At 68.3% G+C, this 19740-nt stretch carries 19 protein-coding genes and 1 tRNA gene; 13 read left to right on the forward strand and 7 right to left on the reverse strand.

Features of this window, described 5'->3' with window-relative positions:
* Positions 1-55 precede the first annotated feature (55 nt).
* The 5 genes from KBY66_RS10270 to KBY66_RS10290 all read left to right on the forward strand — a co-directional run bounded on the left by KBY66_RS10270 (position 56) and on the right by KBY66_RS10290 (position 6773).
* On the forward strand, positions 56-487 hold the full coding sequence (locus tag KBY66_RS10270) for a photosystem I reaction center subunit II PsaD (RefSeq protein WP_255089312.1): 432 nt from the start codon (positions 56-58) through the stop codon (positions 485-487).
* An 89-nt stretch (positions 488-576) separates the two neighbouring features.
* A complete protein-coding gene (locus KBY66_RS10275) occupies positions 577-2100 on the forward strand; it encodes an anthranilate synthase component I family protein (RefSeq protein WP_255089314.1) in 1524 nt (507 codons plus the stop codon).
* Positions 2097-3251, forward strand: a complete 1155-nt coding sequence (gene gshA, locus KBY66_RS10280) for a glutamate--cysteine ligase (RefSeq protein WP_255089316.1) — start codon at positions 2097-2099, stop codon at positions 3249-3251. Before KBY66_RS10275 ends, gshA begins: the two co-directional genes overlap by 4 nt.
* Positions 3248-6289 carry a phosphoenolpyruvate carboxylase gene (ppc, locus tag KBY66_RS10285; protein WP_255089318.1) on the forward strand — a complete coding sequence of 1014 codons (3042 nt, stop codon included), beginning with the start codon at positions 3248-3250 and terminating at the stop codon, positions 6287-6289. Before gshA ends, ppc begins: the two co-directional genes overlap by 4 nt.
* A gap of 7 nt (positions 6290-6296) precedes the next feature.
* Positions 6297-6773: an N-acetyltransferase gene (locus KBY66_RS10290; RefSeq protein ID WP_255089320.1), complete on the forward strand. Its 477-nt coding sequence runs from the start codon at positions 6297-6299 to the stop codon at positions 6771-6773.
* Between the two features lie 2 nt (positions 6774-6775).
* On the opposite strand, the gene KBY66_RS10295 is transcribed toward KBY66_RS10290, so the two are convergent.
* A tRNA-Arg gene (locus KBY66_RS10295) sits at positions 6776-6849 on the reverse strand.
* Positions 6850-6930: 81 nt separating this feature from the next.
* On the opposite strand from KBY66_RS10295, the gene recF reads away from it, so the two are divergent.
* Together recF and speD are read left to right on the forward strand one after the other, a co-directional pair.
* Entirely contained in the window at positions 6931-8088 is a 1158-nt protein-coding gene (gene recF, locus KBY66_RS10300) for a DNA replication/repair protein RecF (RefSeq protein ID WP_255089321.1), read from the forward strand.
* Positions 8089-8114: 26 nt separating this feature from the next.
* A complete protein-coding gene (gene speD, locus KBY66_RS10305) occupies positions 8115-8597 on the forward strand; it encodes an adenosylmethionine decarboxylase (RefSeq protein WP_255089322.1) in 483 nt (160 codons plus the stop codon).
* Positions 8598-8625: 28 nt separating this feature from the next.
* On the opposite strand, the gene larE is transcribed toward speD, so the two are convergent.
* Positions 8626-9522, reverse strand: coding sequence for an ATP-dependent sacrificial sulfur transferase LarE (gene larE, locus KBY66_RS10310; protein WP_255089323.1), 897 nt, complete (start codon positions 9520-9522; stop codon positions 8626-8628).
* 45 nt (positions 9523-9567) lie between these two features.
* Here larE and KBY66_RS10315 point away from each other — a divergent pair, with 45 nt between their 5' ends.
* Positions 9568-10719, forward strand: coding sequence for a cob(I)yrinic acid a,c-diamide adenosyltransferase (locus tag KBY66_RS10315; RefSeq protein WP_255089325.1), 1152 nt, complete (start codon positions 9568-9570; stop codon positions 10717-10719).
* Positions 10720-10744: 25 nt separating this feature from the next.
* Here the strand turns inward: KBY66_RS10315 and moeB are convergent, their stop codons facing one another.
* Both moeB and KBY66_RS10325 read right to left on the reverse strand, forming a co-directional pair.
* Positions 10745-11917 (reverse strand): molybdopterin-synthase adenylyltransferase MoeB, encoded by a 1173-nt coding sequence (gene moeB, locus KBY66_RS10320; RefSeq protein ID WP_255089327.1) that lies wholly within the window; start codon positions 11915-11917, stop codon positions 10745-10747.
* A gap of 47 nt (positions 11918-11964) precedes the next feature.
* Positions 11965-12474 carry a M67 family metallopeptidase gene (locus KBY66_RS10325; protein WP_255089329.1) on the reverse strand — a complete coding sequence of 170 codons (510 nt, stop codon included), beginning with the start codon at positions 12472-12474 and terminating at the stop codon, positions 11965-11967.
* A 101-nt stretch (positions 12475-12575) separates the two neighbouring features.
* On the opposite strand from KBY66_RS10325, the gene KBY66_RS10330 reads away from it, so the two are divergent.
* Entirely contained in the window at positions 12576-12923 is a 348-nt protein-coding gene (locus KBY66_RS10330; RefSeq protein WP_399225260.1) for a CAAD domain-containing protein, read from the forward strand.
* Between the two features lie 28 nt (positions 12924-12951).
* Here the strand turns inward: KBY66_RS10330 and KBY66_RS10335 are convergent, their stop codons facing one another.
* Complete coding sequence (locus tag KBY66_RS10335; protein ID WP_255089331.1) at positions 12952-13866, reverse strand: fructosamine kinase family protein; 915 nt, start codon at positions 13864-13866, stop codon at positions 12952-12954.
* Between the two features lie 96 nt (positions 13867-13962).
* On the opposite strand from KBY66_RS10335, the gene crtD reads away from it, so the two are divergent.
* A complete protein-coding gene (crtD, locus tag KBY66_RS10340) occupies positions 13963-15441 on the forward strand; it encodes a C-3',4' desaturase CrtD (protein ID WP_315855502.1) in 1479 nt (492 codons plus the stop codon).
* A gap of 45 nt (positions 15442-15486) precedes the next feature.
* On the opposite strand, the gene KBY66_RS10345 is transcribed toward crtD, so the two are convergent.
* Positions 15487-16353 carry a prephenate/arogenate dehydrogenase gene (locus tag KBY66_RS10345; protein WP_255089332.1) on the reverse strand — a complete coding sequence of 289 codons (867 nt, stop codon included), beginning with the start codon at positions 16351-16353 and terminating at the stop codon, positions 15487-15489.
* 42 nt (positions 16354-16395) lie between these two features.
* Between KBY66_RS10345 and KBY66_RS10350 the strand changes: the two genes are divergently transcribed.
* From KBY66_RS10350 to KBY66_RS10360, 3 genes are all read left to right on the forward strand, one after another.
* Positions 16396-17826 (forward strand): helicase, encoded by a 1431-nt coding sequence (locus tag KBY66_RS10350; RefSeq protein ID WP_255089333.1) that lies wholly within the window; start codon positions 16396-16398, stop codon positions 17824-17826.
* A 29-nt stretch (positions 17827-17855) separates the two neighbouring features.
* On the forward strand, positions 17856-18104 hold the full coding sequence (locus KBY66_RS10355) for a DUF2839 domain-containing protein (RefSeq protein ID WP_255089334.1): 249 nt from the start codon (positions 17856-17858) through the stop codon (positions 18102-18104).
* 84 nt (positions 18105-18188) lie between these two features.
* Positions 18189-18536 (forward strand): DUF1815 family protein, encoded by a 348-nt coding sequence (locus KBY66_RS10360; protein ID WP_255089335.1) that lies wholly within the window; start codon positions 18189-18191, stop codon positions 18534-18536.
* Positions 18537-18554: 18 nt separating this feature from the next.
* Here the strand turns inward: KBY66_RS10360 and recA are convergent, their stop codons facing one another.
* Complete coding sequence (recA, locus tag KBY66_RS10365) at positions 18555-19727, reverse strand: recombinase RecA (RefSeq protein WP_255089336.1); 1173 nt, start codon at positions 19725-19727, stop codon at positions 18555-18557.
* Positions 19728-19740 lie beyond the last annotated feature (13 nt).

A 19740-nucleotide genomic window follows, 5' to 3' on the forward strand; every position in this document is an offset into this window, starting at 1 on the left:
GCCGAAATGGTCCTGCGGCCCTTCGGGGAACGCCAACTCACCTCCCAACACAGCCATGACAGCAACGGCGCTGAGCGGTCAACTCCCCAAGTACATCGGCAGCACGGGCGGCCTGCTCAATTCCGCTGAAACCGAGGAGAAGTACGCCATCACCTGGACGAGCGGCAAGCCCCAGGCCTTTGAGCTTCCCACCGGTGGGGCCGCTGAAATGAACGAGGGCGAAAACATCATGTACTTCGCCCGCAAGGAGCAGTGCCTCGCCCTCGGCACCCAGTTGCGCACCAAATTCAAACCACGCATCGAGGACTACAAGATCTACCGGATCTTCCCCGGTGGCGACACCGAGTATCTCCACCCGAAGGATGGGGTGTTCCCCGAGAAGGCGAACGAAGGCCGGCCGATGGTGGGCCACAACCCCCGCCGCATCGGTGAAAACACCAATCCCTCCACGATCAAGTTCACCGGCCGCAACACCTTCGACACCTGAGGCTCCAAATCCCGTCCTGGAGCGGGAACCCTCAACCTTTAGAAAGGCGGGGCCAGGTGCCCCGTTTTTTTTGCCTGGATGCAGCCGTGATGCCCTCTCCCGATCACGCCGGCTTCGCTGAGCTTGTGGCTGCCGGCAGCACCTTCATCCCGGTCTGGAAGCGCTGGCCCGCCGACCTGGAAACGCCTCTCACCACCTGGCTGAAGGTGGGGGCCAGCAGTCGCCATGGTGTGCTGCTGGAATCCGTCGAGGGGGGCGAGCGGCTGGGGCGCTGGAGCTTTGTGGTGGCCGACCCGCTCTGGACCCTCACGGTTCGGGGGGAGCGGGCCCTGCAGTGCTGGCGGGATGGGCGGCGGGCGGAGCATCGCGGCAACCCGTTCCAGCTGCTGCCCCAGTGCCTGGAGGGCCTTCGTTCGGCACCGGTGCCGGGGCTGCCGCCGGTGGGGCAGCTGTTCGGTTTCTGGGGCTATGAACTGATCCGCTGGATCGAGCCCACCGTGCCCGTCCACCCCAATGATTCCGGTGGACCGCCGGAAGGCTGCTGGATGCTGGCGGACAGCCTGCTGGTGTTCGACCAGGTGAAACGCCAGCTCACCGCCGTGGCCTATGCCGATCTCAGCGACGGCACCAACCCGCAGGACGCCTACGCCAGGGCCGAAGCCCGCATCGGCGAGCTGGAGCAGCGCATGCAGGGGCCCCTGCCGAGCGGGGTGAAACCGCTGCAATGGACGGCGGAACCCCTTCAGCAGCTGATCACCAGGAGCAACCGCAGCCAGGCCAATTACGAGGCGGCCGTTGCCTCGGCCAGGGAGCACATCGCCGCCGGCGACGTGTTCCAGCTGGTGATCAGCCAGCGGCTCGAAACCAAGATGGGGAGGGATCCCTTCGAGATCTACCGCAGCCTGCGGATGGTGAACCCCTCTCCTTACATGGCGTTCTTCAATTTCGGGGGCTGGTACCTGATCGGCTCGAGCCCCGAGGTGATGGTGAAGGCCGAGCCGGTCGAGCGGGGGATCCGCGCCTCGCTGCGACCGATTGCCGGGACCCGGCACCGGGGGGCCAGTGAAACGGAGGATCAACGCCTGGAGGAGGAGTTGCTCGCCGACCCCAAGGAGCGGGCGGAGCATGTGATGCTGGTGGATCTGGGTCGCAACGACCTCGGACGGGTCTGCCAGCCCGGCAGTGTCGCCGTCACGGAGCTGATGGTGATCGAGCGCTACTCCCACGTCATGCACATCGTCAGCCAGGTCGAAGGACTGCTCGCCCCAGGCCAGGACATCTGGAACCTGCTGCAGGCCTCCTTTCCGGCAGGCACAGTGAGCGGAGCGCCCAAGATCAGAGCCATGCAGCTGATCCACGAGCTTGAGCCCGATGCGCGCGGCCCTTACTCCGGGGTCTACGGCGCCGTCGACCTGGGGGGCGCCCTCAACACCGCCATCACGATTCGCACCATGGTGGTGCTGCCGGACCCGGAGGGGGGCTGGCGGGTGCAGGTGCAGGCGGGCGCCGGGCTGGTGGCCGATTCCATCCCCAGCTCCGAGTACGCGGAGACCCTCAACAAGGCCCGGGGCCTGCTCAAGGCCCTGGCCTGCCTGGAGGATGGAACGCCGTGAGCGGCCCCTTGCTCCTGAAGGGCTTCGAGGTGGAACTGTTCACCGGCCGGGGCGACGGCACGGTGGTCGGCGTCGCCGAGGAGGTGGCCGCAACCCTGCCGGGCTTCGTGACCGAACCGGATCACCGCAACCTCGAATACATCACCCACCCGGATGCCAACTACACCGATCAGCTGACCATGCTGCAGGAGCCGCGGCGGCGGTTGCGGCAGTGGCTGCAGGACCGGCAACTCACCCTGCTGCCCGGCAGCACCCTCAGCCTGGGTGACAGCCATCGCTTCGAGCGATCCGATCCCGCCAACGCCTACCACGGCTTCATCGAAGCCACCTACGGCACCCGGGTGGTCACCGCCAGCGTCCACATCAACCTGGGGATCACCGCCATGGGGCCCCTCTTCGCCGCCTGCCGGCTGATGCGCTGCGAAGCGGCCCTGCTTCTGGCGCTCAGCGCCAGTTCCCCCTTCCTCGATGGCACCCCCACCGGCGCCCATTCCCAGCGCTGGCTCCAGTTCCCGCTCACCCCGGCCAAGGTGCCGCTCTTCCTCGATCACCCGCACTACACCCACTGGATGGAAGCGCAACTGCAGGCCGGCACGATGCAGAACGTGCGCCATCTCTGGACCTCCGTGCGCCCCAACGGCGAGAATCGGCCCCACGACCTGAATCGGCTGGAGATCCGCATCTGCGATCTGATCAGCGATCCCCGGGTTCTGCTGGCCGTCACCGCCTTTGCCGAGTTGCGCCTGCTGCAACTGAGCCGGGATCCCTCCTCCCACGATCCCCTGCTTGCCAGCCGGCTCAGCCCCGCCGAACTGGCTGAGCTCGCCGACAGCAATGACCAGGCAGCCGCCCGCGGCAGCCTGGAGGCCGATCTGCTCGACTGGCGCAGCGGCGAGCGCCTTGGGGCCCGGGCCTGGATCGAGCGGGAGTTGGTGGCGATACGGCCCCTGGCCCAGCAGCTGGGCCTCGATCCCTGGCTCGTCCCCCTGACCGTGGTGCTGGAGCGCGGCAATGAGGCGATGCGCTGGCTGGCCATGCACCGTCAGGGGGCCAGCATTGCCGCGATCCTCACCAACGCGATCGGGGAAATGGCGGAGGGCGAAGGTCAAGCGGCACCACGCAACACAGCGGCCCTGAACCCTTTGGGATGATCATGGTGCCTCCCTTCGCTGAGCCGGCTCCCATGAGGCAGTCTCTGACCGCCCAATCAGCCGCCTTGGACGATCCATCGGCACTGGATCCAACGCAGCCGGCCCCGCGGGTGACCCGGCTGCTGGGGGAGCGGCTTGAGTTGGTGGAGGATCTCTGGAAAACGGTTCTGCGCAGTGAGTGCCCCCCCGAGCAGGCCAAGCGGTTGCTGCGGCTGAAGGAGCTCAGCGAGCCGAGCGAGGCCCCCGATGGGATTGACAGCATCACCCCGATCGTTCAGCTGATTCGGGAGATGGACCTGGCTGAGGCGATTGCCGCGGCCCGGGCTTTTTCCCTTTACTTCCAGCTGGTCAACATCCTCGAGCAACACATCGAGGAGGACAGCTATCTGGCCAGCCTCAAGGACGGCTTGCCGCCCCCGAGCCCGGACCCCTTCGCCCCCCCCCTGGCCAGCCAGACCGATCCAGCCACCTTCAAGGAGCTGTTCACCCGCCTGCGGGGGCTGAACGTGCCCCCGGCCCAGCTGGAAACGCTGCTGCGGGAACTCGACATCCGCCTCGTTTTCACGGCCCATCCCACCGAAATCGTGCGGCACACGGTGCGACACAAACAGAGACGGGTCGCCTCCCTGATCCAGAAGCTGCAGCAGGACAGCCCGGCCGAACTGCATGACGAGCGCAACCTGAGGCTCCAGCTCGAGGAGGAGATTCGCCTCTGGTGGCGCACCGATGAACTGCACCAGTTCAAGCCGTCGGTGCTCGATGAGGTGGATTACGCCCTCCACTACTTCCAGCAGGTGCTCTTCGATGCCCTGCCCCTGCTGCGCCTGCGCATCCACAGCGCCCTGACCGGCAGCTATCCGGATGTGGAGCCTCCCCCCGATGCGTTCTGCACCTTCGGCTCCTGGGTTGGTGCCGACCGGGATGGCAACCCTTCCGTCACCCCGGACATCACCTGGCGCACCGCCTGCTATCAGCGTCAGATGATGATCGAGCGCTACATCAGCGCGGTGCAGGATCTGCGCGATCAACTCAGCATCTCGATGCAATGGAGCCAGGTGAGCGCTCCGCTGCTCGAATCCCTGGAGGTCGATCGGCTGCGCTTCCCGGACATCTACGAAGAGCGCGCCGCACGCTATCGCCTTGAACCCTACCGGCTCAAGCTCAGCTACACCCTGGAGCGGTTGCAGCTGACCCACCAGCGCAACCAGCAGCTGGCCGACGCCGGCTGGGAGTCGCCCTGCGACGGACCCAGCAACCCGGTCGGCCTGTCGATCGGCACTGGGCTGGTGTCATCCCCGGCCGAGGAACTCCATTACGGCTCCGTGGATGAGCTGCGAACCGATCTGGAGCTGCTCCGCGACAGCCTCGAGAACACCGGCCTGAGCTGTGAGCCGCTGCGCAAGCTGCTCTCTCAGGTGCACATCTTCGGCTTCAGCCTCGCCACCCTCGACATCCGCCAGGAGAGCACCCGGCACAGTGACGCCCTGGATGAACTCAGCCGGTATCTGCAACTCCCCGTTCCCTATGGAGAGATGGAGGAGGAGCAGCGGATCGTCTGGCTGCTCGACGAGCTGCAGACCCGCCGTCCCCTCCTGCCGCCGGCGGCGGCCTGGAGCGCGCCCACGGCCGAGACCTTCGGGGTGTTCCGCATGCTGGAGCGGCTGCAGCGGGAGTTCGGCACCCGAATCTGCAACAGCTACGTGATCTCGATGTCCCACACGGTGTCGGATCTGCTGGAGGTGATGCTGCTGGCCAAGGAGGTTGGCCTGGTCGATCCCAGGGCCGTGAGCACCCAGTTGCTGGTGGTGCCACTGTTTGAAACCGTCGAAGACCTGCAGCGCGCCCCGGCCGTGATGGAGCGGCTGTTCGCCGAACCCTTCTACCTCCGGTTGCTGGCCAGCAGTGGCGAAGCCGAAAAGCCCCTGCAGGAGGTGATGCTGGGCTACTCCGACAGCAACAAGGATTCCGGCTTCCTTTCCAGCAACTGGGAAATCCACAAGGCCCAGATCTCCCTGCAGCACCTGGCCAGCCAGCACGACGTGGCCCTGAGGATCTTCCACGGGCGCGGGGGCTCGGTGGGACGCGGTGGCGGGCCCGCCTACCAGGCGATCCTTGCCCAACCCAGCGGCACGATGAACGGGCGCATCAAGATAACCGAGCAGGGTGAGGTGCTGGCCTCGAAGTATTCCCTGCCCGAGCTGGCGCTCTACAACCTCGAAACGATGACCACCGCCGTGCTCCAGAACAGCCTGGTGAGCAGCAGGCTCGACGACACCCCCAGCTGGAATGCCTTGATGGCGCGCCTGGGGGCCAGCTCACGCCGCCATTACCGCAAGCTGGTCCACGAAAACCCCGACCTGGTGGCCTTCTTCCAGCAGGTCACCCCGATCGAGGAGATCAGCAAGCTGCAGATCTCCAGCCGCCCCGCCCGGCGCAAGAGCGGCGCCAAGGATCTCTCCAGCCTGCGGGCTATTCCCTGGGTGTTCGGCTGGACCCAGAGCCGCTTTCTGCTGCCCAGCTGGTTTGGCGTCGGGGCGGCGCTGCAGGAGGAGCTGGAGCAGGATCCCGGCCAGCTGGAGCTGCTCAGGCTGCTCTACCAGCGCTGGCCGTTCTTCCGCATGCTGATTTCCAAGGTGGAGATGACCCTCTCGAAGGTGGACCTGGACCTGGCCCACCACTACGTGCAGGCCCTTGGACGGCCGGAGAACCGGGTGGCGTTCGAGCAGATCTTCGAGGTGATCGCCTCCGAGTTCACCCTGACCCGCGACTTCGTCCTGCAGATCTCCGGCCACCAGAGGCTTCTCGATGGCGATCCGGCCCTGCAGCTCTCGGTGGACCTGCGCAACCGCACGATCATTCCCCTCGGGTTTCTCCAGGTGGCCCTGCTGCGCCGGCTGCGCGATCAGAACCGTCAACCACCCATGAGCGAAGCGAGCGGTGAGCGGCCCGACGGGCGCACCTACAGCCGAAGCGAGCTGCTGCGGGGCGCCCTGCTCACCATCAACGGAATCGCCGCCGGCATGCGCAACACGGGCTGAGACGCGATTGATTCCCTTTCGCAGCCAACCCACCGCCCCTCGGCTGCCCGAGGGTTATGCCCTGCTCACCGACGATCGCCCTGAACCCTCAGAGCTCAACGAGCTCCTGGTGTCCTGTGGCGAGAACCGGCGGAGCGAGACGCGACTCCTCCAGGGGCTCAAACGGAGTGCCTGGCACCTGAGCGTGCGGGATCCCTCCGGCCATCTGGTTGGTTTTGTGCGGGCCACCAGCGACCAGGCTCTCAACGCCAATCTCTGGGATCTGGCCGCCTCCCCGGCGGAGCACGGCCAGCAGATCGTGCTGTCCGTGCTGGTGCACACCGCCCTGGCACGGCTCAAAAAGGAGCTGAGCGGCTGCAGCATCTCCGTAGCCGCGGCGCCCGAGGCCTTGCAGGCGTTGCAGCGCCATGGCTTCCTGGTGGACCCGGGGGGGATCCGTGCCATGGGTCTCGCCCTCGGAGCTCCGGTGTCGAGGGTGGAGTGAAGCGAGCATGGAGGGATTCGAACCCCCGACCCTCAGAACCGGAATCTGATGCTCTATCCAGCTGAGCTACATGCCCGTGTCGCGGCCCAGGGCCGCACAGGCCCCGGCCATCGCCTGTCCTGATGGGGGTACCTTAACCGCACGCCGCCCCGGACCCATGCGGCTGAACCGCCTGGAGCTGCATCACTTCCGCAACTATGCGCATCTGGCGCTCGACCTGGAGGCTCCGCGACTGCTGGTGATCGGCGCCAACGGCGCAGGCAAGTCGAACCTGCTCGAAGCGGTCGAACTGCTGGGCAGCCTCCGCTCCCACCGCACCGCCAGCGACCAGGACCTGATCCTGCACGGCCAACCGGTGGCCAGAATCGTCGCCCACTGCGGTGAGGGGTCCCAGCCCGGCCCCGGGGCAAGCCGCCCCGACGAGGACCGGCTGGAGCTGGAGCTGCGGCGGCGCGGCGGCCGACTGGCCCGCCGCAACGGCAAGGCGCTTGAGCGCCAGCACGATCTGATCGGACCGTTGCGAGTGGTGGGCTTCAGCGCCCTGGACCTGGACCTGGTGCGCGGCGAACCGGCCCTGCGGCGCCAGTGGCTGGACCGGGTGGTGCTGCAGCTTGAGCCGGTCTACAGCGAGCTGCTGCGCCGCTATGGACGCCTGCTGCGCCAGCGCACCCACCTGCTCAAACGCGGCGGCGGCGGGGGCCACCAACCTGGCCTGCTGGATGCCTTCGACCAGCAGATGGCCCTGGTGGGCACCCGGCTGCACCGGCGACGCCAGAGGGCCCTGGGGCGGCTGGCGCCCTTGGCCACCGGCTGGCAGCAGCGCCTCAGCGGCGGTCGGGAGGCTCTGGAGCTGGCCTACCAGGCCGGCAGCCGTCTAGAGGGCGCCGAGGAGGAGGCACCCTGGCGAGAAGCCCTGGCCGAACAACTGCGGCAGCAGCGGGATGAGGAGCTGCGCCTGGGCCATTGCCTGGTGGGCCCCCATCGCGACGAGATCGGCTTCCTGCTGGGCGGGCAACCGGCGCGGCGCTACGGCTCGGCCGGCCAGCAGCGCACCCTGGTGCTGGCCCTCAAGCTCGCCGAACTGGAGCTGGTGCGGCAGCTCTGGGGCCAGCCGCCCCTGCTCCTGCTTGATGATGTGCTCGCGGAACTCGATGCCCAGCGCCAACAGCTTCTGCTCGAGGCTATTGGGGAGGGCCATCAATGCCTGATCAGCGCCACCCATGTCGAAGCGTTCAGTGCCGGCTGGGCGGCGCGATCCCAGCGGGTGAGGGTGGTGGAGGGAGCGTTGATCCCCATCCCCGCAAGGGATGCCTAGGATGGGTTGCTGTTCGATCAACTTCGATGACCCAGACCCTGCCCTGCCTCCACCCCAACCCGGGATGGAGTGGAGCCCTCAGCCCCGCCGCTTCCAAGCCCCACACCCCCAGTGCCACCGAAATGGTGGGAAAACACTGCATCCTCGAGCTCTACGACTGTGACTCCGCCAAGCTCGACGACGAAGCTTTTCTCAGGAGCGCCATCACCAACGCAGCAAAGCGTGCTGGCGCCACTCTCCTGAATCTCATCACCCATCGGTTCAAACCGCAGGGGGTGACAGGGCTGGCCCTTCTGGCTGAATCCCACATCTCGATCCACACCTGGCCCGAATCGGGCTACGCCGCCGTCGACGTGTTCACCTGCGGCGACCACACCATGCCGGAGCGGGCCTGTCAGGTGCTGAGCGAGGAACTCACGGCAGGCCACCACAAGCTCAAGAGCTTCCGGCGCGAAACGCCGCTGGCCACCACCAGCGAGATCCGCCTGCCGATCGTGCTGGCGGCCTGAGCCACCCACCCCGTTAGGAGGAAGCCTCCTATCCGGCTCCCCAGCCCCGGCCCGACGATTCCTCCGTCGGGCTTTTTTGTGTGGCCTGGCGATTGAGCTTGCCACTCACCAACCCTTCGAGATCGAGGCTCACGGCGGTGAAGCCGAGCTGGCGGAACGCCGCCACCAGCTCCTGGCGGGGCAGGGACCAGAGCACCCTGTCCAAGTCCTCGGCGGGAACCTCGATCCGGGCTGTCTCCCCCTGGCTGCGCACCCGCAGCTCGCGGATTCCCCGCTGGCGCAACCAGGCTTCAGCGGCGGCCACCCGGGCCAGCCGCCCGGCGCTGATCGGCTCCCCGTAGGGAAACCGCGAGGCCAGGCAGGGCTGGGCCGGCTTGTCCCACCAAGGGAACCCCAGGGCCCGGGAGATCTGGCGGACGGCGGCTTTGTCGATGCCCAGCTCCGCCAGGGGGGACGCCACACCGCGCTCGATCGCCGCCTGGATGCCGGGGCGGTGATCACCCAGATCATCCACGTTCACCCCATCGAGCACCCGGGCGCCGCCCGCCTCGGCGGCCACCACGGCGAGCAGGCCATGCAGCTCCCGCTTGCAGGCGTAGCAACGCTGGATGGGGTTGGCCGCATAGGCGGGATCGTCCAGTTCAGCTGTGGCGATCTCCCGGTGACGAATCCCCATCCAGGCGGCCTGAAGCCGGGCCTCCTGGAGCAGATGGGGCGCGAGGGCCGGGGAAACACCGGTTATCGCCAGGGCCGACTCCCCGAGCTGCTCGGCGGCGATCGCCGCCACCAGGGCACTGTCGACCCCACCGGAATACGCCACGAGGACCGAGCCTGGCCTGGCGATGTGCTGCCGCAGGCTGCGCAACTGGCCCTGGAGACGCTCCGGCAGGGCTTCCACCAGGGGATGTTGACCCGAAGACGGCATGGCCCCAGGCTCGGCTCGTTAGGATCCAACCGTAGAAGGCTGGCGATGACAGCGACTTCAAGCGGAACCGGCCGCGGCATCGGCATCCGCACCGCCGCCGGCAGCAGTGAGCGCATCCACGGCCAGCTGCACGTCTACGACGGCGAAGGAAAGGGCAAGAGCCAGGCGGCCCTGGGGGTGGTGCTGCGAACGATCGGGCTGGGCATCTGTGAACGCAAGCGCACCCGGGTGTTGTTGCTGCGTTTCCTGAAGGGGCCCGGCCGCTCTTACGACGAGGACGCGGCGATCGAAGCCCTGCAGCAGGGCTTCCCCCACCTGATCGATCAGGTGCGCACTGGCCGCGGTGACTACTTCACCGCCGAGGAAGCCAGTCGTTTCGACCGTCAGGAAGCGCAGCGGGGCTGGGACATCGCAAAGGGGGCCATCGCCAGCGCCCTCTACTCCGTAGTGGTTCTCGACGAGCTCAATCCCGTGCTGGATCTTGGCCTGCTCGACACCGCGGACGTGGTGCGAACCCTGGCCGCCAAACCGGAGGGCATGGAGGTGATCGTGACCGGCCGCGGCGCCCCGCAGCCCCTGGTGCAGCTGGCCGATCTCCACTCGGAGATGCGGGCCCACCACCACCCCCAGGCCGGGGCCGCAGGTCTGGCCGGCATCGAGATCTACACCGGTGATGGCAAGGGCAAATCCACCAGCGCCCTGGGCAAGGCGCTGCAGGCGATCGGCCGGGGCATCAGCCAGGACAAGAGCCACCGCGTGCTGATTCTGCAGTGGCTCAAGGGCGGCAGCGGCTACACCGAAGACGCGGCGATCGCCGCCCTGCGCGAAAGCTTCCCCCATCTGGTCGATCACCTGCGCTCCGGGCGCGACGCGATCGTCTGGCGGGGCCAGCAACTGCCGATCGATTACGTGGAAGCGGAGCGCGCCTGGGAGATCGCCCGCGCCGCCATCGCCAGCGGGCTCTACAAGACGGTGATCCTCGATGAACTCAATCCCACCGTGGACCTGGAGCTGCTGCCGGTGGAGCCGATCGTGCAGACCCTGCTGCGCAAGCCCGCCGAAACGGAGGTGATCATCACGGGCCGCTGCAAGAACCCCCCCGCCTACTTCGATCTGGCCAGCGTGCACTCCGAAATGGTCTGCCACAAGCACTACGCCGAGCGGGGGGTCGACCTCAAGCGCGGCGTCGACTACTGATCCAGCTCACTGCGACTGAACGGGCTCAATAGAGCGGCACGGCGGGATCCACCTCCCGGCTCCAGGCGTTGATGCCGCCGTCCACATTGACGCCCTCGATGCCATGGCGCTGAAGGGCGAGCAGGGCCTTGGCGGAGCGCCCGCCCATCTTGCAGTGAACGTAGAGGTGCTTGCCGGCGGCCAGACGCCGCACCTCCTCCACCGCCTCGCCGCTCTCGATCCGATCGAGGGGGATCAGCACTGCGCCGGGAATCACGGCAATGTCGGCCTCGGGCGGGTTGCGCACGTCGAGCAGCAGCAGGTCGGCCGGTTGGCGATCCAGCATCGCCTGGAGATCCGTGACCGAGATGCTCTCCATCGCTCCAGCCTCCTCCGTTCCCGGCGCCGAGCCGCCGACACCGCAGAACTCCTGATAATCGATCAGTCTGTCGATCACCGGCCGCTCCAGGCTGGGGCGCAGCTTCAGCTCCCGGAAGGCCATCTTGAGGGCATCGAAGAGCAGCAACCGGCCGCTCAGGCTGGTGCCGATGCCGGTGATGATCTTGACGGTCTCAGTGGCCTGAATCATGCCGATGATGCCGGGCAGCACCCCCACCACGCCGCCCTCGGCGCAGGAAGGCACCATGCCCGGCGGCGGCGGCTCAGGGAACAGGTCGCGGTAGTTGGGGCTCTCGGCGTCGAGGTTGAACACCGTGGCCTGGCCCTCGAAGCGGAAGATCGAGCCATACACGTTCGGCTTGCCCAGCAGCACGCAGGCGTCGTTGACCAGGTATCGGGTGGGGAAGTTGTCGGTGCCGTCGCAGACGAGGTCGTAGGGCTCGATGATCGCCATCGCGTTCTCCGCGGTGAGCGCCGTTTCGTAGAGATCCACCTGGCAATGGGGGTTGATCTCGTGGATGCGGTGTTTCGCCGATTCGATCTTGGGCTTGCCCACCCAGCTGGTGCCGTGGATCACCTGGCGCTGCAGATTGCTGTGGTCCACCACGTCGAAATCGACGATGCCGAGCCGACCCACGCCGGCGGCGGCCAGATAGAGCAGCAGGGGCGAACCGAGTCCGCCGGTGCCGACGCACAGCACCGAGGCCGCCTTGAGCCGCTTCTGACCCTCCATGCCGATCTCCGGCAGGATCAGGTGGCGGGAGAAGCGCACCACCTCATCGGGGCTGAGCTGGACGGCGCTGGTGTCGGGAGGAAGCATGGGCAGAAGGCCTTGGCCATGGGCAGCCGCCTGGCGCGGCCATCGCCCTAGTGTCCCAAATCCCCGATCCGCATGGCCAGCGGCCGCATGAGCGCCAGCGCAGGCTCCGGAACTCCCGCAGGGGCAAGCCACCAGGCCCGGATGGGCGTTGCCACCGAGGCAGGCCCCAGCTCGGCTGTGGCCCCGGCGATCAGCATCAAGGTGGGCGGGAAGGCCAGGCTCCGGTCCAGCTCCGACGGCACCGCCACGCCGCCCGGATGGGAATGGGCCGTGCCGATCAGCTGCCAGCCATGCAGACGCCCCCACTTCTGGGCCAGCAGCTGCTCGCGGGGATCAACGGCGAAGCGCCGGGGGCGCTCGGCCGGGGGATCCCACACGTTCAGGCAGGGCCAGATCGCCTCGATCCGCAGACCGACCTCCCGGCAAGGCTGGGGACCGGACCAGGGTCCCAGCAGGAGGGCGCAGCTTTCACGGGGGGTCTCCGCGACCAGAATGGCCTCGAGCAGGGTCAGCTGATCCCGACCAATGCGCAGCAGCTCTGGCCAGGGTTGTCCCATGCCGATACGTTATGGGGTTGAATCCCTGATCCTTTGCCTCTCCGTTGATGAGCGACGCCAGCACCGAGCAGCAGGATCAGACCGTGCCAGCAGAGCCGACCATGACCGGAGCATCTCCAGAGCCAGCGGCCACCGATTCCGGTGTGAACTTCACCGAGCGCTACAGCGAAATTCTCGGCAAGATCAACCAGAGCCTGGATCAGGTGGACTGGAGCCAGGCCAGCCGGATCGGCAAGGGGGCCGGTGTGGTCCTGGCTGTGATCGTGGCCCAGATCCTGATCAAGGGGGTGCTTGACACGATCAACCTGCTGCCGGTGATCCCCGGGCTGCTGGAGTTGCTGGGACTGGTGGTGGTGGGCCAGTGGAGCTGGCACAACCTCACCACCAGCGAGAAGCGCTCCGCCGTGGTCAGCAAGCTCCAGGGCCTGCGCGAGGAGTACCTGGGCTGAGTCTGCTGATGTCTGAGTGCCCCGGCGTTCAAGCCGCTGCTGCGGGCACCACAGCCAGAAGCTCTCGAGCGCAGCGTTCCACTTGGTCACCATAGCCGCCTCCAAACAGGTTGGCATGGTTCAGGAGGTGATACAGGTTGTACAAAGTCGCCCGCTCCTCGTGCCCTGCCGGCAGCGGCCATTCGTCCCCGTAGCCGAGGAAGAAGGGTTCCGGGAAGCCACCGAACAGCCGCGCCATCGCCAGATCCACCTCCCGATCGCCCCAGTGCACTGCGGGATCGAACAGGGCCGCCCGATCCCCCGCCAGCAAGGAGGCATTGCCGCTCCACAGATCGCCGTGCACCAGGCTGGGCCTGGCCCCATGGCGATCGAGCCAGCCAGGTACCCGCATCAGGAGCTGGCCGATCGGCGCCGCCAGCCGGGCCGCGAGGTTGCTGTTTCGCTCCTGCAGCCGCTGGAGTTGGGGCCCGAGGCGGCGCTCGGCGAAAAAGCGTCCCCACTCCGAGTCCCATCCGTTGACCTGAACGCCAGCCCCGATGAAGTTGTCGTGGTTCCAGCCGAACTGGGCCTGACCTTGGTCAAGGCTGCGGCGATGCAGCCGGGCAAGGGCCGCCCCCAGGCGCCGCCAACGATCCTGTGGGCCGCCCGGGGCGAGCTCCAGCCACTCCATCACCAGCAGGGCCCGCCCCTGCTCCAGGCCACAGAACAGCGGCGCCGGAACCACCAGCTCGCCATCCGCCAGCGGCGCCAGCGCCCGGAGGCCTTCGGCTTCGGCGGCCAGCACCGGCAGGGCGGCGGCGCTGTTGGTCTTGGCGAACAGGCGCCGGCCATCGTCCAGCTCCAGGGCCCAGGCGCTGTGAATGCAGCCGCCCGCCACGGCGCGGCAGTTGCTCAAGGAGGTGGCCAGCTCCCGTTGGACCCAAGGGGCCAGTGGTTCAGCCATCGAAGACCCCGCCTGGCTGCCAGCATGCCGGCTCCTTGCCGCTGAGGTCGCCTGGCCCCAAGCCGATTACCCCTTGAGGCCCATTGCGATGGGGCAGTGATCGGCGCCGGCATCGCCGGGCTCACGGCCGCCGCCCTGTTGGCCCGCGCCGGGCTGAAGGTGGAGCTGCTGGAGGCCCACCACCAGAGCGGCGGCTGCGCCGGCACCTTCCGGCGCGGCCCCTACACCTTTGATGTGGGCGCCACCCAGGTGGCGGGCCTGGAGCCGGGCGGCATCCACGACCGCCTCCTCCGCCAGCTGGGCGTGGAGCCACCGGCCGCCACGCCGCTCGATCCCGGCTGCGTGGTGGACCTGGCCGACGGCAGTGCGCCGATCCCCCTCTGGCGCGACCCAAGCCAATGGCAAGCGGAGCGGCAGCGGCAGTTCCCGGGCTCGGAGCGGTTCTGGAGCCTGTGCGGGGCGATTCACCAGGCCAACTGGGGCTTTGCCGGCCGTGATCCGGTGCTGCCGCCCCGCAACCTCTGGGACCTAGGCCAGCTGATCCAGGCGTTGCGCCCCGCCAACCTGGCCAGCGGGATGCTGGTGAAAGCCAGCATTGCCGATCTGCTGGGGCTGAGCGGCTGCGGCACCGACCCGCGGCTGCGCCGCTTCCTCGATCTGCAGTTGCGGCTCTATTCCCAGGAACCGGCCAAGCGCACCGCCGCCCTCTACGGCGCCAGCGTGCTGGCAATGGCCCAGGAGCCCCTGGGGCTGTGGCACCTGGAAGGCTCGATGCAAACCCTGAGCACCGCCCTGGAGCAGGGGCTCAAGTTGGCGGGCGGCACCCTGCGGCTGCGCCACCGGGTGGAGCGGCTGCGGCCCACGCCCGGAGGCGGCTGGGAGCTGGGGGGCAAGGGCCCCGGCGGCCAACCCTTCCGCCTGGACTGCGCAGAGCTGGTGTGCACCCTGCCGCCCCAGGCGCTGCCGGCGTTGCTGGGGGATGCCCTGCCGGCCGGGTACCGCCGCCGGCTGGAGGGCTTCGAGGATCCCAGTGGTGCCCTGGTGCTCTACGCGGCGGTGGCCCGCGATGCCCTGCCAAAGGGTTGCCCCGCCCACCTCCAGCTCGACTGGGGCGATCCGGGCTCCCTGTTCGTGTCGGTGAGCCGGGAGGGGGATGGCCGGGCGCCGGCGGGGGAGGCCACCGTGATCGCCAGTGTGTTCACCCCTGCGCGGCCCTGGTTCGAGGGCGACGCGCCCGCCTATCAGGCGGCCAAGCAGGCGGCACTGACGGGGATCCAGTCGGGGCTCCACAATCTGCTCGGACTGGAGCCGCTGCACTACCACCACGCCGAACTCGCCACACCACGGGGCTTCGCCCACTGGACCGCGAGACCGTTCGGTTTCGTGGGCGGCCTGGGCCAGAGCCCCTCCCGCTTCGGGCCGTTTGGCCTGGCCAGCCGCACGCCGCTGCCGGGTTTCTGGCTGTGCGGCGATTCCATTTACCCCGGCGAAGGGACTGCCGGGGTAAGCCTTTCGGCGTTGATGGTGAGCCGACAACTGCTGGCGGGGCGGGGGATGGGGCTGGGGGTGGCCTGAGCAGAGCGGAAGCCCAGCGGGACGAAAGGGCCCTGAACAGACGCCTCAGACAAAAGGCGGCCGCAACTGGCGGCACCGGTCCAGCTCCGCCTCCATCTCTCGCCAACGTTGCTGCTCCACCAACTGCTCCAGATCCTCCAGTGCGCTGCGGTAGTGGGCCATACCCTGCAGCACCGCCTCCCGGTTGCAGCGGGCCATCAGGGTGCCCAGTTCCGGGTTGCCGGCCCCCACCCGGGTGGTGTCGGCGAAGCCGCTGGAGGCCAGGGCCCGCGCCAGCGCGGGAACGGCGCCTGCTGCGGCGGCGGCGCCCCGGTCTGCCGCCTGAAGCAGGGCGGCGCTCACAAGCACCGGCAGATGCGAGATCAGCGCCACCGCCTGGTCATGGTCAGCGGCGGCGCACTCCAGCCAATCGGCCCCCAGTGCCGTGGCCAGCTCCCGCACCACCGCCAGGGCTGCGGGGTCGGTGTCCGCCACCGGAGTGGCCACCCAGGGGCGGCCGCGGAACAGATCCCGCTGGCCGGCCTCCACACCGGCTTCCGCTGTGCCCGTCATCGGATGGCTGGCCACGAAGCGGGGCACCCGCCCCTGCCACACCCGCAGCACCGGCGCCTTCACCGAGCCCACATCGGTGATCACCGCGCCGGCAGGCAAGGCCGCGATCAGCTCCGCTGGTGGCTCCAGCAACCGATCCAGCGGCAGAGCCAGCACCAGCAGGCCACAGCCCGCCAGCACATCCGGATCGGTGCTGATGCGCGAGGCCAGGCCCCGCTGCCGGGCCCGCTCCGCAGTGGCCGGCCGGTGCACCAGGGCCCGCACCTCCAGGCCCCGGGCCACCAGATCAAGACCGAGCGAGCCGCCGATCAACCCCAGCCCCACCAGCCCCACCGGTTGCTGTTGCCACTGGCTTGTCATCACCGGTACGGCCTGCTGGGCCCAGCTTCCTACGATTCGCCGATGTTGGAAGCCCGGGCCCACCACCAGCTCAAGCATCTGCTTCGGCAGGAAGGCGGTGGCGGCTGGCCCCATCACCTCACCCTCTGCCGACTGGTGGGGCGCAGCCTGCGCCGCGGCGACCACAGCCTGATCCGCCTAGCCCCCGGCAGCGCTCCCGACTGGCTGGTGGGCCTGCTGGTCCCCCTGGCGATGGCCGAGATTCCCGTCGCTCTGGTGGCGAGCGAACCCCTGCGCCGCAGGTTGCTGCAGGTGGAGCTTCCCCGGCTGCGGGCGGCCGGCCTTGGCCTGGCCTGCTGGGAGGGGGAGCGCGCGCCTGAGCAGGCACGGCTGTGGCTCCTGAGTCACCAGGGCCTGGTGGCGGCCTGGCGCAGCGGCGCCCTGGGATCCCGCCAGCTGGTCATCCCGGAGGCCGAGCTGCTGGAACCCTTGCTGCGGCAGGCCCTGGAAGTGCGCCTGGAGAACAGCCACTGGGAGCAGCTACGCCGTGGCCTGCCGGCAGCCGATTCCAGCCTGCTCGGCCTGCACGAACGGCTCAGCCGCCGCATCCTGGCCCACGCCCCCAGCCCCTCATCCCAGGTGGCCCTGGGCCCGGAGGAGGAGGCCCCCCTGCGCCAACTGCTCAACCTGCTGGGCCCCCTGCCCGAACCCTGGCCCGCCTGGCTGGCCTCCGGAGGTCCCCAGTGGACCAGCTGGGCGACGGTGGATCGCCCCCACCTGCACTGGCAACTGCACCGCCAGCCGCTCGAACCCCTGAAGGTGATGGGGGGGCTGCTGGAGGAGCGGGGTGCCGTGGTGGTCGGCCTGCTGGGCAAGGGGGCGAAGCTGGCCGGGATCACCCCGAAGGTGGTGGTGGATTTCGCGGAGCCCCTCCTCGCCGATCCCCTCCCCGTCTATGTGCCGTTGCGGCAACCGCTGCCCAACAGTCCTCACTACGGCCTCCACCTGCTCGACCACAGCCGCCGCCTGGTGCTGGGCCAGGCGGGCCTGACCATCGTGCTTGTGGAGGATGCTTCCCTGCGGTTGAGCCTGGCCAGTGGCCTTGCCGCCGAGTTCGGCAGCCGGGTGGGCCATCAGTGCACGGCTCCCGCCAGCAACGGCGTGATCTGTTGCAGCTGGGCCTGGTGGCTCGACCATCAGACCCGGCTGCCGCTGCCCTGTCAGCTGATCGTGGGGCCCCTGCCGATCAACAGCCTGGAGGACCCCCTGACCGCCGCCCGGGTGGCGGAACTCCGCCAGCAGGGACGGGATTGGTTCCGGGATCTGTTGCTGCCCGAAGCCCTGGGCCAACTGCAACGCGCTTCGGCGAGCCTGCGCCGGGGCTCGGGCCGCCTCGCCCTGCTCGATGGCCGCGTGCGCTGCCGCAGCTGGGGCCAGCAGGTGCTCGCCTGCCTCGAGCCCTGGGTGGAGCTCAGCAGGCTCCTGCCGACCTAACCTTCAGGCCCATTCAGCCGAGCCAAGCGATGGGAGAAGCCAAACGCCGCGTCGCCCAGGGATTGCCCCCCCGCCAGACCAAAGCGAAGGAAGCCGCCAAAGACACCTCCCCGCGCCTCGTTCCCTGGTTCCCCCTCAGCCGCAACCAGGCCGACCGGTTCGTTCAGCTCACCACCCGCGGCGCCTGGGTTGGCATTGCGGCGCTGGTGTTGTTCTGGGTCATGGTACGCTTCATCGGGCCGGCTTTAGGCTGGTGGGATCTGGCCGACGGGCGCTGATCGCCGGCGTCCGCGTGTGAGTATTTTTACCCTCACGAATCGGAAGAAAACATTAGGATCGGACGACTCGGTTCCCGCTCCTCCATGTTTCAACGACTCGCTGAGCAATACCGCTGCCTGGTTCAGGACCTGGTCATGAGCCTGCAGGCCCTCTCCAGCAGCCTGCAATCCAAAGGTCTCGCCGCCACCTGTTACGTCTGCGGCGATGGCCGCGAGGGTCACGGTGCTTCCTTCGTGGCCGATCTCGGTGATGGTCACATGGTTCGCTTCCTGGTTTCCGATTTTGGAATCAGCTGGGTGGAGTCCCGCGACGGCCGGGAGTTGGTGAAGCTGGAGGGAGCCGAGGCGATTCAGGAACTGCAGCGGGTCACCCTCTTTCTCCAGAATCGAGTCGGCCCTGCCGTTGCCGTTCCGCTCGCCCCAGCCGCCTGAACCCCGGGCGGCCTGAGATCAGCTCGCTTCAGCCACGGCAATGACTGCCTCGGTTTCGGGGCCCACTGAGCTGGCTGCCAGCTTTGCGGCCGCTGCGGCCAGCGGTTTCATCGAATTGGCGGTGACATCGGCTCCCTCGGTGAGCTGGCGGCGCACTTCCCGCTCGATCGCGTCCTTCTGCTCGGGGTTCTGCTCCAACCAGGTGATCGTGTTGTCGCGGCCCTGGCCGATGTTGTCGCCCTCGTAGCTGTACCAGGCGCCTTTACGCACCACAACACCGGTTTCCTCCGCCAGATCAAGGACGCAGCCGAGCGTGCTGATGCCGCGGCCAAACAGGATGTCGAACTCGGCGATGCGAAACGGGGGGGCCACCTTGTTCTTGGCCACCTTCACCTTGGCCCGGATGCCATATTCCTCCGTGCCGCGCTTGAGGGTCTGGATGCGGCGGATGTCGAGCCGCACCGATGCATAGAACTTCAGCGCGTTACCGCCCGTGGTGGTTTCGGGATTGCCGTAAGTGACCCCGATCTTCTGGCGCAACTGGTTCAGGAAGATTACCGTGCAGCCGGACTTGCCGATGTTGCCGGTGATCTTGCGCATCGCCTGGCTCATCAGGCGGGCCTGGCTGCCGACGGCCAGATCACCCATTTCTCCCTCGATCTCGGCCCGGGGCGTGAGCGCCGCCACCGAGTCGACCACGACGATGTCGACGGCGGCGGAGCGCACCAGCTGGTCGACGATCTCCAGGGCCATCTCGCCCGTGTCGGGCTGAGACACCAGCAGATTTTCGATGTCGACGCCGAGGGCGGCGGCATAGACCGGATCCAGGGCATGCTCGGCGTCGACGAAGGCCGCCACGCCGCCGCGGCGCTGGGCCTCGGCGATCGCATGCAGGGTGAGGGTGGTTTTACCGGAACTCTCCGGCCCGTAGACCTCCACCACCCGGCCCTTGGGATAGCCGCCACCGAGGGCCAGATCCAGGGTGAGGGCTCCGGTGGACACGGTTTCGACCCGCATGCGAGAGGCATCTCCCAGCCGCATGATCGAGCCCTTGCCGAAGTTGCGCTCGATCTGGCCCAGCACCAGATTCAAGGCCTTGTCCCGCTCCGAGGTGGCGGCGGCACTGGGACCGGCGGCGGCGGAGCGGGGATGGGCAAGCCTGAGGTCGGTGGTCTTGGGATCGGCGGACATGGCGGGGGCAGTG

It is taken from the genome of Synechococcus sp. Tobar12-5m-g, assembly GCF_024345415.1.
Classification (GTDB): domain Bacteria; phylum Cyanobacteriota; class Cyanobacteriia; order PCC-6307; family Cyanobiaceae; genus Regnicoccus.